This is a genomic window from Niallia laureatilytica, from assembly GCF_046613985.1.
Taxonomy (GTDB): domain Bacteria; phylum Bacillota; class Bacilli; order Bacillales; family Cytobacillaceae; genus Niallia.
The window spans coordinates 73,266-89,188 of sequence record NZ_JBKKHP010000013.1; the positions used below are offsets into that span (position 1 = coordinate 73,266).

General features: G+C 38.5%; 13 protein-coding genes. 11 read left to right on the forward strand and 2 right to left on the reverse strand.

Translation table 11 applies throughout. The features are described from left to right. Window positions 1-18: 18 nt before the first annotated feature. Window positions 19-582, reverse strand: coding sequence for a tyrosine-type recombinase/integrase (locus ACLIJJ_RS23165; RefSeq protein ID WP_233316874.1), 564 nt, complete (start codon window positions 580-582; stop codon window positions 19-21). A 616-nt stretch (window positions 583-1,198) separates the two neighbouring features. Here ACLIJJ_RS23165 and ACLIJJ_RS23170 point away from each other — a divergent pair. The 6 genes from ACLIJJ_RS23170 to ACLIJJ_RS23195 all read left to right on the forward strand — a co-directional run bounded on the left by ACLIJJ_RS23170 (window position 1,199) and on the right by ACLIJJ_RS23195 (window position 9,077). Then, window positions 1,199-2,506 (forward strand): hemolysin family protein, encoded by a 1,308-nt coding sequence (locus tag ACLIJJ_RS23170; protein WP_237940570.1) that lies wholly within the window; start codon window positions 1,199-1,201, stop codon window positions 2,504-2,506. A 248-nt stretch (window positions 2,507-2,754) separates the two neighbouring features. Beyond that, the gene (locus ACLIJJ_RS23175; RefSeq protein ID WP_411411765.1) at window positions 2,755-4,215 is read left to right on the forward strand and encodes a PTS mannitol transporter subunit IIBC; all 1,461 of its coding nucleotides are present in this window, start codon (window positions 2,755-2,757) and stop codon (window positions 4,213-4,215) included. A 207-nt stretch (window positions 4,216-4,422) separates the two neighbouring features. Then, a complete protein-coding gene (locus tag ACLIJJ_RS23180; protein ID WP_233316877.1) occupies window positions 4,423-6,537 on the forward strand; it encodes a BglG family transcription antiterminator in 2,115 nt (704 codons plus the stop codon). Continuing rightward, window positions 6,525-6,956, forward strand: a complete 432-nt coding sequence (locus tag ACLIJJ_RS23185) for a PTS mannitol transporter subunit IIA (protein ID WP_233316878.1) — start codon at window positions 6,525-6,527, stop codon at window positions 6,954-6,956. Before ACLIJJ_RS23180 ends, ACLIJJ_RS23185 begins: the two co-directional genes overlap by 13 nt. 1 nt (window position 6,957) lies before the next feature. Beyond that, complete coding sequence (locus ACLIJJ_RS23190) at window positions 6,958-8,106, forward strand: mannitol-1-phosphate 5-dehydrogenase (protein WP_411411766.1); 1,149 nt, start codon at window positions 6,958-6,960, stop codon at window positions 8,104-8,106. A 113-nt stretch (window positions 8,107-8,219) separates the two neighbouring features. Continuing rightward, window positions 8,220-9,077, forward strand: coding sequence for a glycosyltransferase family 8 protein (locus ACLIJJ_RS23195; RefSeq protein ID WP_411411767.1), 858 nt, complete (start codon window positions 8,220-8,222; stop codon window positions 9,075-9,077). 81 nt (window positions 9,078-9,158) lie between these two features. Here the strand turns inward: ACLIJJ_RS23195 and ACLIJJ_RS23200 are convergent, their stop codons facing one another. Next, a complete protein-coding gene (locus ACLIJJ_RS23200; protein ID WP_233316881.1) occupies window positions 9,159-9,284 on the reverse strand; it encodes a hypothetical protein in 126 nt (41 codons plus the stop codon). A gap of 209 nt (window positions 9,285-9,493) precedes the next feature. Between ACLIJJ_RS23200 and ACLIJJ_RS23205 the strand changes: the two genes are divergently transcribed. The 5 genes from ACLIJJ_RS23205 (at window position 9,494) to qoxD (ending at window position 15,815) form a co-directional block, all read left to right on the forward strand. Next, the gene (locus ACLIJJ_RS23205; protein WP_251646688.1) at window positions 9,494-11,590 is read left to right on the forward strand and encodes a transglycosylase domain-containing protein; all 2,097 of its coding nucleotides are present in this window, start codon (window positions 9,494-9,496) and stop codon (window positions 11,588-11,590) included. A 423-nt stretch (window positions 11,591-12,013) separates the two neighbouring features. Continuing rightward, window positions 12,014-12,958, forward strand: a complete 945-nt coding sequence (qoxA, locus tag ACLIJJ_RS23210; RefSeq protein ID WP_233316882.1) for a cytochrome aa3 quinol oxidase subunit II — start codon at window positions 12,014-12,016, stop codon at window positions 12,956-12,958. Then, window positions 12,958-14,913, forward strand: coding sequence for a cytochrome aa3 quinol oxidase subunit I (gene qoxB, locus ACLIJJ_RS23215; RefSeq protein ID WP_233316883.1), 1,956 nt, complete (start codon window positions 12,958-12,960; stop codon window positions 14,911-14,913). Before qoxA ends, qoxB begins: the two co-directional genes overlap by 1 nt. Beyond that, window positions 14,913-15,512: a cytochrome aa3 quinol oxidase subunit III gene (gene qoxC, locus ACLIJJ_RS23220; protein WP_245399827.1), complete on the forward strand. Its 600-nt coding sequence runs from the start codon at window positions 14,913-14,915 to the stop codon at window positions 15,510-15,512. Before qoxB ends, qoxC begins: the two co-directional genes overlap by 1 nt. Before the next feature lie 3 nt (window positions 15,513-15,515). Beyond that, the gene (qoxD, locus tag ACLIJJ_RS23225; protein ID WP_233316884.1) at window positions 15,516-15,815 is read left to right on the forward strand and encodes a cytochrome aa3 quinol oxidase subunit IV; all 300 of its coding nucleotides are present in this window, start codon (window positions 15,516-15,518) and stop codon (window positions 15,813-15,815) included. Window positions 15,816-15,923: the final 108 nt, after the last annotated feature.

A 15,923-nucleotide genomic window follows, 5' to 3' on the forward strand; every position in this document is an offset into this window, starting at 1 on the left:
TCTTTCCTCCTTAATAATTTATAGGTTTACATCAATGCGAGGAGTGGTTACCTCTTCTTTGTTAATCCCAAGGAACTTGTATGTCTCTTGTTTTGTAGAATGGTTAAAGTGCCTCTGCAATAACGAAATGGCAACACCTCGCTTGTAAGCATGATAACCAAAGGTCTTTCGCATCGAGTTAGTACCGATATTGGAGCCGATGCCTAAAGCTTCTGCAGCCTGATGAATAATCCGGTATGCCTGCTGTCTGCTTAAATGATTTTTGGATTTCTTCGATTGGAATAAATAGCTTTCCGGTGGAAGCTGGCTCACTTGGATATAGTGAAGAATTTCCTTTTTAACCTTTTGGTTCAAATAAACCTTGCGCTCATCCCGAAGATCATCCTTTTTAATTGTGTAGAAATCGCGAATACCTGCCTCTTCGAGAAGATCAGAGATGCGGATATCCAGTAGCTCCGTAATCGTCAAACCAGTATTGATGCCAAGCAAAAACAGCAAGTAGTCCCGTTCAGACTGCTTCTTTAAATAGCGTTTCATACTGTTTATTTGCTTTAAGTCCTTTATTGCCTCTACAACTTCCATTTTCTTTTGCTCCTTTGGATTTAATGTAACTCAACATATAAAAAACATAGTATTGAGTAACATAACTCTATTATAGGTCATAATAGATGGTCAGTCAAATGTAAACGTTGTTCTGCTGTTAAAGCTAGAACTGCTGCTTCATATAAAGAGGTAGAAAAGGTTTTTTTCTTGAATATTATTTGTGTTCGACTATATAATTATTTCATTAAAGTAAAAAGTTTTTTGAGGGGGTGGAAGAAATGGGGCTGTGCAATTAAAGATTGATTTCCTAATAACAAAACGAACTATTAATCATTACACGAACCTAGGTCTCTCCATCCATTTGCTAACAAGTTGCCGATTGCGATGAACTTGCTAAAAAAAGTTTCATCATTATATAGGAAGTGATCGAAGGAAAATAGCTTAAATCTAAAAGAGATCAAGGTATGAAATGAGCACAAAAACGGGTATGGCCGTAATATCCATTGAGGAAAAAGGGGAGAATGGCCGCCCGACATAAAAAGAAGGAAGTTAGAAATACTATTCACATGAGTGTATTTCCTTCTTTGCAGGCATTGCTGCTTTTAAGCTAATTTTCTTATAATATCAGGAGGTGTAAGCCTTTTTAGGCTGTTCATTGGAAATTTTTAATTTAATTTTATTCGCAATACTTATAGCTTTTACAGGATTTTTTGTTGCAACGGAGTTTGCGATCGTCAAAGTAAGAGGATCGAGGATAGATCAACTGGTTGCGGAAGGAAGAAAAGGAGCTTTAGCGGCGAAAAGGGTAACTACTCATCTGGATGAATACTTATCTGCGTGTCAGCTTGGTATTACAGTTACAGCGCTCGGATTAGGGTGGATTGGTGAGCCGACGGTGGAAGCAATCCTTCATCCGGTATTCGAAAAGCTTCATATATCTGGATCACTTTCGACAATCCTGTCTTTTGGGATAGCCTTTATATCTGTAACCTTTATACATGTTGTAGTTGGGGAGCTTGCTCCGAAAACAGTTGCTATCCAAAAAGCAGAAACGATTACCTTGCTTTTTGCTCCGCCAATTATTTGGTTCTACAGACTTCTGTACCCGTTTATTTGGCTTTTGAACGGATCTGCCCGTGTCTTGACTGGAATGTTTGGCCTAAAGCCTGCCTCAGAGCATGAGCTAGCCCATTCGGAGGAAGAACTCCGCATTTTAATGTCTGAAAGTTATAAGAGCGGTGAAATAAATAAAAATGAATTAAAATACGTGAACAATATTTTTGAATTCGATGAAAGAATAGCGAAGGAAATTATGGTTCCCCGTACAGAAATGGTCACAATCAGTGTAGACAATACTTTTGATGAAATCATGGACATTCTGGAAGAGGAAAACTATACTCGTTATCCATTAGTGAATGGTGATAAAGACAATGTTATTGGTCTAATCAACATTAGAGAATTCTTGACGGCAAGGATCCAAGAGAAGGAACAGATGGACCTGGAGAAATACATGAAGCCGATTATCCGCGTAATTGAGACAATACCTATTCGCGATTTGCTTATTAAAATGCAGAAGGAAAGAACCCATATGGCAATTTTGTTAGATGAATATGGCGGTACTTCTGGTATTGTTACAGCAGAGGATATATTAGAAGAAATCGTTGGTGATATCCGCGATGAGTTCGATGAAGATGAAGTTGCAGAAATTCGCAAGCTGAAAGAAAATCACTATATCTTAAGCGGTAAAGTACTAATCAGTGAAGTTAATGACCTGCTTGGCATTCATCTGTCAGAAGAAGAAGTTGATACAATTGGCGGCTGGTTCTTGACAAATAATTTTGAAGCGGTCGAAGGTGATGAAATTGAGGAAGAAGGTTTTATCTTCAAGCTGAAAAGTATTGAGGAACATCATATTCATTTCATTGAAGTATTTAAATCTGCTTTTGAAAAAGAAACAATTTAATAAAAAGAGGACTTCAGTGTGCATGAAGTCCTCTTTTTTTGCGGAAAATAACAGCAGATTGTAAGTTAACAGTTTAAAACAGTAAATAAATCCAATAATAGGTATTTTTTTAAACTAATAATTGGAAAAGAATCATTCTATTTAATTATGTCAACATTGTGTCCGTCAAAGTTATGCTTAGTTTAAATTGTAACGAAGCTGAAACCGCTTTATCATTAAAGTTAGAAAGAATAAGGGGTGAACAATTAATGTCTAACGAAAATAATAAAGGTTTTCGCGTTAAAATACAGCGTTTCGGAAGTCACTTGAGCGGAATGGTAATGCCGAATATCGGCGCATTTATCGCTTGGGGAATCATCACAGCACTTTTTATACCTAAAGGATATTTTCCTAATGAAGATTTGGCAAAATTAGTTGATCCTATGATTACGTACTTGCTGCCATTATTAATCGGTTATACTGGCGGTAAAATGGTATATGATGTCCGCGGGGGCGTTGTCGGTGCAATTGCAACGATGGGTGTTATCGTTGGTTCAGATATCAAAATGTTTATTGGGGCAATGATTATGGGTCCTCTAGGAGGATACTTAATCAAAAAGATTGATGATTTGTTCAGAGGTAAGGTAAAAGCAGGCTTTGAAATGTTAGTAAACAATTTTTCTGCAGGTATCCTGGGGGCAATCATTACAATCATTGGATTTAAGTTTGTAGGACCTATCGTTGAAGCAATAAGTCAAATGCTTTCTAACGGAGTGGAATTCATCGTAGATGCGAATCTTCTTCCACTTGCGAGTATTCTCATTGAACCAGGTAAAGTTTTGTTTTTGAACAACGCTATTAACCAAGGTATTCTTAGCCCGATTGGTATAGAGCAAGCTGATAAACTTGGAAAGTCAATACTGTTCCTATTAGAATCTAACCCTGGACCAGGTTTAGGAGTTTTGTTAGCTTATAGCATTTTCGGTAAAGGCACATCTAGACAAACTGCACCAGGTGCAGCTATTATTCATTTCTTAGGTGGTATTCATGAAATTTACTTCCCTTACATCCTAATGAAACCTGCAATGCTATTGGCAGTTATCGGTGGAGGAATGAGTGGTGTGTTCACATTCACTGTCTTCAATGCAGGACTTGTGGCAACACCATCACCAGGAAGCATTATTGCCATTATGGCATTGTCTCCAAAAGGTGAACATTTAGGAGTATTAGCTGGTGTAATCGTTGCAGCCGTTGTTTCCTTTGTAATCGGTGCAATCGTATTGAAAACAAGCAAAGGCGAAGCAGAAGACATCAACGCTGCTGCTGATAAAATGCAAGAGCTTAAAGGTAAAAAGAGCACTGTTGCCGGTGCGGTAACTGGTGCAGCTACTGGTGCTGATGCTTCTGTTGAAGCTGCTGAAGCAACAAGCAAAGCTGCAGACTTCGATTACCACAGTGTGAAGAAAATCATCTTTGCTTGTGATGCAGGAATGGGTTCAAGTGCAATGGGTGCTTCTATCATGCGTAATAAAGTGAAAAAAGCAGGCATTGAAGGTGTGGATGTAACAAATACATCGATTGCCAACCTTCCAAGTGATGCAGATCTTGTTATCACACATAAAGATTTAACAGATCGTGCAGTTGCGAAGCTTCCAGATGCACACCATGTGTCTGTAGAAAACTTTATGAACAGCCCTAAATATGATGAGATTATCAATAACTTGAAATAATGATAAAAGGAGCATCGCCTAAAATGGTGATGCTCTTATTTATGTTGTAAAAGGATTAAAAGTGGGTAATATAAACAAAATGATTTTTACGAACTAATATTTAATAATGGCAACATTGAGTGTGAAAAAAATGCTTTAACAACTGTTTGAATCCAAGTAATTACTTACTTATAATTAAATTATGTCAAGAAAACAAGGTGATATGGCATGGTTATTTCTGCGAGAGAAAGACTGATTCTGCAATTTTTGCTTGAAGATATGAAAGAGGATGTCACCATTAAGCAGCTTGCTGACATTGTAAATGTGAGTGAGCGGACAATCCATCGCGACCTGAAGAATATTGAAGATGTTCTGCAGGCATTTCATTTGAAGTTGCAGAAAAAAGCAGGAGTGGGAGTAAAGGTAATCGGTACACAAGGTGATATTTATCAATTAAGGGTCACCATCCTAAAGCAGGATTTTACAGAATATACCCCAGATGAAAGGCTTATCGTCGCATTATGTACACTGTTAGACAATAAGGAGCCTGTGAAACTCTTTTCCCTTGCAAATGATATGGGTGTGACTACGGCAACGGTCAGTCATGACTTGGATAAGCTGGAGCCGATCATAAAAGAATACGACTTGCGGCTTGTGCGCAAACGGGGCTATGGAATCGAGCTGGAGGGTTCTGAAGATGCAAAAAGAAAGGCGATAACAAGTCTGATTTCAGAAAGATTTGATGTGCCGGAATTTTTGAAGATGGTCAGAGACAATATCCAAAAGAAATCCACCAACAAAATAGATTCCATTTCAGAACGGCTGTTAGGTCTCGTTCATAAGGAAAAGATTATCCTGATTGAGGGAATCATTGAAGATATTAATGAAGAGCTTCCTTACAGCCTGGCAGACAGTTCGTATGTAGGGCTGGTTGTCCATATTGCATTGGCGATGGAGCGTATCCAGCGGGGAGAAAATATCACTCTTCAGGAAGATTACTTAAGCGAGTTAAAGATAACAAAAGAGTTTGAATTCGCTCGTAAAATCGCCATGCGTCTGGAGCGGACCTTTGAGGTTGCAATACCAGATGAAGAAATTGGCTATATAACCATGCATTTGCGGGGAGCGAAAATTCGCTATGACAAGGATATAGGGATAAAGGATGAAAACATTGAGGTCGCTGTCATTGTACAGAGCTTAATAAAAAATGTGGAAAATTTGCTTCATACAAGATTATTAGATGAAACCTTATCTCAAGGGCTTTTAGCGCATCTCAAGCCAGCTTTATACAGGCTTAAACAAAAAATGAGAATTTCCAACCCGCTGCTAAGCGATATAAAATTGGACTATCATGACCTGTTTAAAGTTGTAAAAAAAGCAGCAGAATTAACATTACCTAAACTGCATATTCCAGATGAGGAAATTGGTTATTTAGTTCTTCATTTTGGGGCAGCGTTGAATTCCAAGCAGCTTACGACTAAATTAAGGGTTTTAATTATTTGTTCAAGTGGAATTGGTACATCAAAAATGCTTGCCACCAAAATCGGCAATGAAATACCAGGGCTGTCTGAAATAAAAACAGCATCTGTGTTTGAATTGAAAAACATTACCCTTGATGATTATGATGCCATTCTTTCTACTATCCCGATTGAGGAAATCAACAGAGATTATTTTGTGGTAAGTCCGATTTTAACGAATCAGGAACTCGAGATTGTCAAAAACTACTTACAGGAAAAAGGTGGACAATTAACAGAATCAGCTGATCCAGCTGTTGATGGGATGGAGATATTATCCTTAAGCTTTGAGCATTTTGATCAGTTAGGAAAGCGAGTCACAGTTCTTGCCAATCTGCTCAAAAGTTTCGAAGTGTGGGAAGCAGCTACTAATGCTGATTTATCTAGGTTATTACAAGATGGGCTGGAAAAGCTTAAGCAAAAAGATTCTATCACAGATGCATCAGAAGTGTTACAGTCACTCCAGGCAAGAGAAAAGATAGGAGGCTTAGCCATTCCAGATACAACACTTGCTCTTTATCATACAAGAAGCAATTCAGTGGCGTTTCCATCTTTTAATATAATAAATACAACAAATGCTTTTGAATTAAAGGCGATGAATGGCGGAAGCGAAAAAGTTACAAGGATTTTGCTGCTCTTAGCACCATTCGATCTTGCTTCGTCCACTTTAGAATTGCTGAGCTTTATCAGTTCCCTTATAATCCAGTCGCAAACAAGCATCAGGATGTTTGAAAAGGGGTCAAAAGAAGAGTTGGCACATTTCATAAGCAACCAATACTTAAAAAACTATATTCATACAAATCAGGAGGCAACAAAATGTCTATATTAAAAAAAGAAAACATCATCTTAAACAGCAATGTATCTGAAAAAACGGAAGCTATTAAATTAGCTGGTCAAATCTTGGTAGATCAAGGCTATGTATCAGCAGATTATATTCCAGCGATGCTTCAAAGAGAAGAGATGTCGTCCACTTACATGGGGAACTTCCTAGCAATCCCTCACGGTACAGATGAAGCGAAAGCAGCTGTTCTTCAATCAGGTCTTTCTGTAGTGCAAGTCCCAAATGGTGTAGATTTTGGTGACGGCAATATTGTTAAATTGCTTGTTGGTATTGCAGGAAAAGATGGAGAGCATTTGGAAATCCTTTCTCAAATCGCTATCGTATGTTCTGAAGAAGAAAATGTAGAAAAGCTTGTACAAGCAAAATCAGAAGAGGAAATCATTTCAATTCTAAGCGAGGTTAACTAATATGAAAGCTATCCATTTTGGAGCAGGAAATATTGGGAGAGGCTTTATCGGTCTCTTGTTACATCAATCAAATTATGAAGTTCACTTTGTGGATGTAAATGAAAAAATTATTGATGAAATAAATCAAGAGGGAACATACCGAGTTCTCCTTGCGAACGATGCGAAGGATGAATTTACAGTTTCGAATATTAAAGGCATTAACAGTAAGGCGAACCCTCAGCTGGCTGTCGAGGAAATAGCTTCAGCTGATTTAGTAACAACTGCTATCGGTCCGAACATCCTTAAGTTCATTGCACCATTGATTGCAGACGGATTAAAAGCAAGAAAAGCAAATGATGGTTCATTCTTAAATATTATCGCATGTGAAAACATGATAGGCGGCAGCACAGAATTAAAAAAATTCGTGTTTGAGCACTTAAATGATGAAGAAAAGACTTGGGCTGAAGAATATATCGGATTCCCTGATTCTGCAGTGGATCGAATTGTTCCGAACCAGTCGAATGAAAAGCTGCTTGATGTTCTTGTAGAGCCATTTTTTGAGTGGGTTATTGATGAAACAAAAATTAAAGGCGAAAAGCCTGTAATTCCAGATGCGCATTTTGTTGAGAATCTGACTGCTTATATTGAAAGAAAACTTTTCACAGTTAATACTGGTCATGCTACTACAGCTTATTTAGGTAACAGAAAAGATTATAAAACTATATCTGAAACAATCGAACATAAAGATGTTGAGGAAAAAGTGCTGCAAGTATTGAGTGAGACTGGAAAAGTACTTGTTGAAAAATACAAGTTCGACAAGGATGAGCATCAAAAATATATCCAAAAAATTATTGGCAGATTTGCAAACCCTCATATCGTTGACGATGTGAAAAGGGTTGGACGTTCTCCGCTTCGTAAGCTAAGCCGTAATGACCGTCTGGTTGCACCGGCAATGGAATATATAGAATTGTTTAAAGAAAAGCCTGCTGGTTTAGTAGAAGTTATGGCATCGGCTCTGCTGTTTTTCTCTGGAGAAGACCAAGAGTCAGTTGAGTTGAAAGAATTAATTTTGGATAAAGGTGTGGAACAAGCATTCAGTGAAGTTTCCGGAGTGCCTTTAGACAATCAATTAGTTGGTGCTGTCTCTGCTGCTTACAAAGAAATGCAATAAATTGTTTAGAAAGCTGTCCTTTAATGGGCAGCTTTATTTGTATTATTTTCCAAGAGGTTTCACTGAATTTGGACAAGGGTAAATTATTAGCAAATAGAAAGGAGCGAGTAGTAATGAATTCTAGCAAGACTATCCATGTAGTTTCTTCAACAGATGATAATTATGTTCCCCATCTAGGAGTAATGTTTGTCTCACTTCTAGAAAACACACAAAAAAACAGAAAGGTGCAGCTGTATGTCCTTAATGGCGGCATAACGGAGAAGAACAAACAATGGCTGCAAAACACTGTGGCCCCGTACCAAACTTCCATACAATTCCTGGACGTCGATCCAAAACAATATGAAAATGCAGTCGAAAGCAGACATATCACAAAAGCCTCCTATTATCGTATTTCCATTCCTGATTTAATTTCAGAACCAGATATTGAAAAGGTGCTTTATATTGACAGCGACACTGTTGTGCTTGAAGATGTCTCTTCCATTTATGATCAGGATATTTCTCCAAACATAGCTGCGGCTGTAATAGATTTTGGACTTCATGACAGATTAGCAACACTCGGTGTCAGTGAGGAAGCCAATTATTTCAATGCTGGTATCATGCTTATCGACTTAAAAAACTGGCGTGAGAACCAAATTACAGAGAAAGCCTTTGAGTATATTAAGAATGCAACAGATGAGCAGCTAGAATACCATGACCAAGATATTCTTAATACATTGCTTTGCAATAAGTGGCTGGAGCTTCATCCAAAATGGAATGCTCAGGCGTATTTATTGTTAAAACAGAGGAGATTAGAGTTTATAGATGAAATTAAAAAGCAAGAAGCCTTTAGCAAACCTGCCATCGTTCATTTCTGCGGAGAGGAAAAACCGTGGCTTAAAGGCTATGTTCATCCATATAAAAAGACATACTATCATTTCTTAGCTAAAACAGCGTCTGGATTAGAGCAAGGGACAAGCGCTAAGAATTTTTAAAGGGAAAAAGCTGATAAATTCAGCTTTTTTTATATAGAAGAGGCCGAAACTTAAGTTTCGGCCTCTTTTAATGTCTTTTATTTAGTTAGGCATTCGTGATCTAGAGCGAGTACTTCCTTTAGATTGCTTCTTTTTATCCATCATCTTTTTTACGATAGGATAGATGACAGGAGCCCATTTAATGACTGTACGTATCATTTTTTTCATATCTATCACTCCTTTTTCTTATCTATTCCCTGCAATAAGTGTATATAAACAAGCCAAAATGAGGCAGAGTCCTGTATTTTGGCTATAATAAATATTGTATTTGCAGAAGAAAGAGCATATAGTTTTTATTAAATGAGATGCAACAATTTAAGACGGAAATACGTCTAAATAGAAAGTATAGAGAAATAAGCAAAGGAAAGGGTAAAATGATGGAGAAAATCAAATCCCTGCTGGAGATGTTCTGGCGGTTTTGGAAAAGAAGACATTTAACACAAATTCTTCTTTTAGCATTGTTATTATTTGTTCTAGTTTCTATATTATATTTTATGTATTTAGCAAGTCAGGCAAATGTAAGTACGTTGAAGGCTGGGCTTAGCCAAGCTACTGTTATTTATGATAAAGACGGCGACGAGGCAACGGAGATAAAGACAGAACGGACAGAAGGCATTGAGCTTAAGGATGTGCCGGACTATGTACCGGGTGCAGTCGTTTCTATTGAAGATGAGCGGTTCTACAGCCATAATGGCTTTGATTTGAAAGGGATAACGCGAGCGTTTTTTAAAAACCTGCTTGCTGGAAGTATAACAGGCGGGGGCAGCACGATCACCCAGCAGCTGACAAAAAATGCACTGTTATCTTCTGAACAAACATACAAACGAAAAGCAGAGGAATTGTTTTTGGCTGTGGAAATAGAGAAGCACTACAGCAAGGATGAAATTCTGCAGATGTATTTAAATCATGTTTATTTTGGCAGCGGTGCTTGGGGTATTGATCAAGCAGCCAAAAAATATTACAACAAGAATATCAAGGATGTTTCCATAAGCGAAGCAGCATTGCTTGCAGGGCTTTTACAGGCTCCATCTTCTCTTGATCCGTACAAAAATTATGATGGTGCCATCAAGCGAAGAAATGTAGTGTTAGGGAAAATGAAAGAAGAAAATGTCATTACAGAAGATGAATATAAGGATGCTGTCGCTGAAAAAATTGTTCTAGAGGACGGCGGAGGTTCGTTCATTGACAGAGATTATCCTTATTTTGTTGATTCCGTTATAAGTGAAGCAATTTCCGAGTATGGTCTTACTCAAGAGGAAATTCTGACTAGAGGGTATAAAATTTATACAGAAATGGACCAGAATCTCCAATCAACACTTGAAAAAACATTTGCAAACGATGCGCTTTTCCCATCGAGCAGTGATGGAACAAGCGCACAGGGCGGGGCTGTGCTGCTCGACCCCGAGACAGGCGGTATAAGAGGTCTTGTTGGAGGCAGAGGCGAACAAGTCTTCAGAGGATTAAACAGAGCTACACAAATTAAGGTGCAGCCTGGTTCGACAATGAAGCCGCTGGCAGTTTACACCCCCGCATTGGAACAGGGCTATAAGACAACCTCCATTTTGAAGGATGAGCCGTTTAAAAAGGGTAACTATGAGCCGCAAAACTTCTCGAAAACATATCAAGGAGAAGTGCCGATGTATGAGGCGTTAGAGAAGTCCTTAAATGTTCCTGCTGTTTGGCTTTTAGATAAAATAGGCATTGATAAAGGGCTGGATGCATTAAATAGATTCGGCATTCCATATGATGAGAAAGAAGATAAATATTTAGGTATTGCGCTTGGAGGAATGTATGAGGGAGTGTCGCCGCTGCAGATGGCAGAAGCGTACTCAACATTTCCGAATGATGGCGTTCGGATGGAAGGACATTTAATCACTAAAATCGTCGGACCGACAGGCAATGTGATTGCAGAGTATAAGTCGAAGTCGACTAAAGTAACATCAAAATCCGTCGCAGAGGATATGACCTCGATGCTGCTGGATGTTATAGATTCAGGAACAGGCCAAGGAGCAAAGGTTACAGGCTTTGAGATTGCTGGGAAAACAGGCTCGACTCAATTAGACAATGCTAATCTGTCTGGCACAAAGGATCAATGGTTTGTAGGCTATACACCAAATCTAGTTGGAGCGATGTGGCTTGGGTATGATAAAACAGATGAGCAGCATTATTTAAAGAGTAAAAGCTCTGGAGATGTTGTACCGATTTTTAAAACGATTATGGATCAAGCAGTACAGTATGTAGAACCAGAAAATTTCTCTGTAATATCTGTAAGTGACCAGCTTGCTGGCAAGACTGAGCGAACACAGAAAGTAGAGGAAACAAAAGAAGCAATCAAGGAAAAAGCGAAAGAGATACAGACTACCATTGAAGAGAATTCTTCCAAATGGGGCCAAGTATTGGATGAAATGAAAGAGGACGCAGGCATCATCAGTGATAAGCTCAAGAATAAATGGAATGAAATAATGGGTCAATAAAATAAAGGAGGCTGGAACACAATGTTCCAGCCTCCTTTATATGATTTGTGACAATTTTTAAAGGAAAAAAAGAGTATATATAATAGAAGCGTTTAGTTTGGCTAAAAATGGTTCAATATCCTTTTAAAAAAGTATATGTGACAAGTTTATGGACATAGATTTTCATAGCCACATCTGCTATAATTACTGAGTTGGTATCTTCTTGGAAAATGTTTGCTAGATTTAGGGGTAAATCAATTATGACAATTGGTAAATTTATCCTTACGATTTTTGTCACATTTACAGGCTTCGAGATATGATATCATCATACAGGTAGTAATAATAGATATTTTACCTATTTAAAATGAATGTTCTATGTCTAAATCTTGAACATTCTGTGAATATTTTAACATTTAAAGTTAAATTGGAAGGAGATGCACTAAATTGAAGTCAAAAAAAGGCTTGTTATTATCACTTCTAGCGATTTTGCCAATTTTTGTACTGAGCGGCTGTGAAAGCATGGTTGTTTTTGATCCTAAGGGCCCTGTTGCTAAGAGCTTAATGGATTTGATCAACTGGTCGCTTATTTTTATGACAATTATCGTACTAGTTGTTTTTGGTTTGTTCGCGTACATTGTTTGGAAATACCGCGCTAAACCGGAAAACGAAGGCTATGAGCCGCCAGAGGAGCACGGAAGCACAGTGCTTGAAATTGTCTGGACAGTTATTCCTTTCTTAATTATCATTGCTTTGACTATCCCAACTGTTAAAACTATTTATGCAGTAGAGGATATTCCGAAGAATTATGAAGATCAAGAACCAGTTGTGATTAATGTAACATCTGCAGATTGGAAATGGATTTTCAGCTATCCGGAAGAAGGAATTGAAACTGTTAACTATGTAAAAATTCCTGCTGGTGTTCCGATTGAGTTCAAATTGACTTCTGCTGGAACAATGCAATCTTTCTGGGTTCCACAGCTTGCTGGGCAAAAGTACACAATGTATGGAGCTGAAACTGAGTTGTACTTAGTTGCAGATCATACAGGAGAATACTTAGGACAAAATACAAACTTCAACGGTAAAGGATATGCAGAGATGCAATTCAACGTAGAAGCTGAAACACAAGACGATTACGATGCTTGGGTTGATGAAGTTAAAGATACTGCACCTAAGTTGACAGAAGATAAATATAAAGAATTGTTGAAGCCGACTCATCTAGGGCGCATGACATTCTCTAATACTCATTTAGAGTGGATTGACCATGGAAAAGGCGGAACTTCTAACTACTACTTGAACCCTGAATTGTACAAAGTTCATGGTTATCAAGGTAAAATCTTCGATCATGAAGATGCAGACAGCGAAGAGAAAACTGATGGGGGTGAGCATTGATGGACATTAAATGGAATGAAATCCTTGTACAAGGAGATCCGTTGATCCTCGGTTCCCAAATCGGTATCGCATTGACGATGATTGGTGCTGTTGTTCTAATCACGTACTTGAAAAAATGGCGTTACCTTTGGGATGAGTGGATCACAACTGTCGATCATAAACGTATTGGTATAATGTACATCATTGTTGCGGTATTGATGTTCTTCCGCGGCGGTATTGATGGATTAATGATGAAAACACAAACAGCGGCACCAGACATGAAGTTCCTGGATGCACAGCACTATGATGAAGTATTTACAACACATGGTGTTATCATGATCTTGTTCATGGCGATGCCTGCTTTAATTGGTCTTATGAACGTTGTTATTCCGTTGCAAATCGGAGCGCGTGACGTTGCATTCCCGCAGCTGAACGCATTAAGCTTCTGGCTGACTTTCGCTGGAGCAATGCTTTTCAATATTTCTTTCGTAGTCGGTGGTTCACCAGATGCTGGTTGGACATCGTACTTCCCGCTTGCAGGTAAGGAGTTCACACCTGGGGTAGGTAACAACTATTACGCAATTGCCTTGCAGATTGCCGGGGCAGGTACATTGATGACAGGTATTAACTTTGTTGTCACAATCCTGAAAATGCGTACTAAAGGCATGACATTAATGAAAATGCCTATGTTTACATGGACTGCGTTATTGACAAACGTCCTAATCATTTTTGCATTCCCAATCCTTACAGTTGCATTAGCATTGATGACATTTGACCGTATGTTCGGTACACATTTCTTCACTGTTTCTGGCGGAGGAAATGCAATGCTTTGGAACAACTTATTCTGGCTATGGGGACATCCAGAAGTATATATTGTTGTCCTGCCGGCTTTCGGTATGTTCTCAGAAATTATTTCTACGTTCTCAAGAAAAACATTATATGGTTATAAATCTATGATTATTTCCATTGTTGGTATTGCGATTTTGAGTTTCGTTGTTTGGGTTCACCATTTCTACACAATGGGATCTGGACCTGTCGTTAACTCCGTATTCTCTATTACAACAATGCTGATTGCGGTTCCGACCGGGGTTAAGATTTTCAACTGGTTGTTTACCATGAGAAAAGGTCGTATCCAATTTACGACTGCAATGCTATGGTCACTTGCATTTATTCCAACCTTCACTATCGGTGGGGTAACAGGGGTTATGCTTGCAATGGCTGCAGCTGACTATCAATACCATAATACGTTATTCCTAGTGGCTCACTTCCATTATGTGTTGATTCCTGGGGTAGTATACGCAGTATTTGCTGGATTCTATTACTGGTGGCCAAAGATGTTCGGTCATGCATTGAACGAACGTCTTGGAAAATGGCATTTCTGGTTATTTAATATCGGTTTCAACGTAACATTCATGCCAATGTTCTTCCTTGGCCTTAAAGGTGCAGTTAGACGTTCTTACACGTTCTCTGCAGAATCAGGATTTGCACCGTTATTCGCAGTTTCAGCAGTAGGATCATTGATTCTAGCAGCTGGTTTCGCAGTATTAGTGTACAACATCTACTGGAGTGCACGTTATGCAAAACGCAATATCTCTACAGATCCATGGGATGCAAGAACATTAGAATGGCATACAGCTTCACCTGTACAGTTCTATAACTTTGCTCAACTGCCTGAAGTTAAAACATTAGATGCTTTCTGGCACATGAAGAAAAAAGATAAAGATGCGTTAGTTCTAAAAGAAGACGAGTTAGAAGAAATTCATATGCCAAGCAATTCAGGGCTTCCATTCATTATGTGTGTAATCTTTGGAGCTGCCGGATTCTTCATGGTATTTGAGTGGATTCCTCTAGCAGCAATTGCAGCTGCCTTTATATTCGTAGGCTTGCTTGTACGTTCCTTCGATTACGATGAAGGTTACCACGTGAAAGTCGACGAAGTTAAGAAAATTGAGCGTGCATGGAGGGGTGAAAAATAATGGCTAAAGTAGATACTTCTTTACCGTTGGAGTACCAAACGGAACAGAACCGTCTGAACATTTTCGGTTTCTGGATTTTCTTGGGTGCTGAAATAGTCTTATTTGCATCATTGTTCGCCGCACATGGCTCTCTATACAATGCATTCGCAGATGGACCTACTCCTAAAGATTTATTTATACTAAAAGACGTTATGATTGAAACATTGCTGCTGTTAACAAGTAGTTTCACATGCGGTATTGCTATCTGGTATATGCGCCGCAACAACTTGAAAGGCTTGTTAACATGGCTTGTTATTACATTGTTACTTGGTGCTGGTTTCGTATTCTTCGAGGTGACTGAGTTCATCCATTATGTTCATGAAGGTGCGAAAATGCAGACAAGCGCATATTTCTCAAGCTTCTTTGTACTGTTAGGAACACACGGACTTCACGTTTCTATCGGTATCGGCTGGGCAATTGCAGTTATTATTCAATTAGTTAAACGTGGATTGACACCTACGACTGCGCGTAAAACGTTTATTATCAGCTTATATTGGCACTTTTTAGACGTTGTGTGGATCTTTATCTTCACATTCGTTTATCTAGCAAGGATGGTGTAATAGATGGCGAAACATAATAGCAGTTTTCCGACAGGTCACGTAGCAGGATTTATCGTATCTATATTGCTGACTTTTGCAACAGTAGGTGCTGTAAGATATACAGATCTGCCTTTCGTGACAATCATGTGGATTATTGGTTCTTTAGCAGTTATCCAAGCACTTCTTCAGCTTTTCATGTTCATGCATTTAACTGAAGGTGAAGGCAAAATGCAAATGATTAATATCATTTATGCATTCTTCTGTGCGATTGTTGTTGCAGCAGGAACTATTTGGGTAATGACATCAGGACATGTTCATTACTAATTGATAAAAACCTCCGAGAAATCGGAGGTTTTTTTGTTGTTTTAAGCCTAGTACGAACGAACTAATTGAGAATAAAATGACTGGAAAATGGAAACTTGTTCAAGAAAA

Bases quoted from the DNA above. Each gene is read 5' to 3' on its own strand.
- ACLIJJ_RS23165 (WP_233316874.1), bottom strand. From the start codon at position 582: ATGGAAGTTGTAGAGGCAATAAAGGACTTAAAGCAAATAAACAGTATG.
- ACLIJJ_RS23175 (WP_411411765.1), top strand. From the start codon at position 2,755: ATGTCTAACGAAAATAATAAAGGTTTTCGCGTTAAAATACAGCGTTTC.
- ACLIJJ_RS23180 (WP_233316877.1), top strand. From the start codon at position 4,423: ATGGTTATTTCTGCGAGAGAAAGACTGATTCTGCAATTTTTGCTTGAA.
- ACLIJJ_RS23185 (WP_233316878.1), top strand. From the start codon at position 6,525: ATGTCTATATTAAAAAAAGAAAACATCATCTTAAACAGCAATGTATCT.
- ACLIJJ_RS23190 (WP_411411766.1), top strand. From the start codon at position 6,958: ATGAAAGCTATCCATTTTGGAGCAGGAAATATTGGGAGAGGCTTTATC.
- ACLIJJ_RS23195 (WP_411411767.1), top strand. From the start codon at position 8,220: ATGAATTCTAGCAAGACTATCCATGTAGTTTCTTCAACAGATGATAAT.
- ACLIJJ_RS23200 (WP_233316881.1), bottom strand. From the start codon at position 9,284: ATGAAAAAAATGATACGTACAGTCATTAAATGGGCTCCTGTCATCTAT.
- ACLIJJ_RS23205 (WP_251646688.1), top strand. From the start codon at position 9,494: ATGGAGAAAATCAAATCCCTGCTGGAGATGTTCTGGCGGTTTTGGAAA.
- qoxB (WP_233316883.1), top strand. From the start codon at position 12,958: ATGGACATTAAATGGAATGAAATCCTTGTACAAGGAGATCCGTTGATC.
- qoxC (WP_245399827.1), top strand. From the start codon at position 14,913: ATGGCTAAAGTAGATACTTCTTTACCGTTGGAGTACCAAACGGAACAG.
- qoxD (WP_233316884.1), top strand. From the start codon at position 15,516: ATGGCGAAACATAATAGCAGTTTTCCGACAGGTCACGTAGCAGGATTT.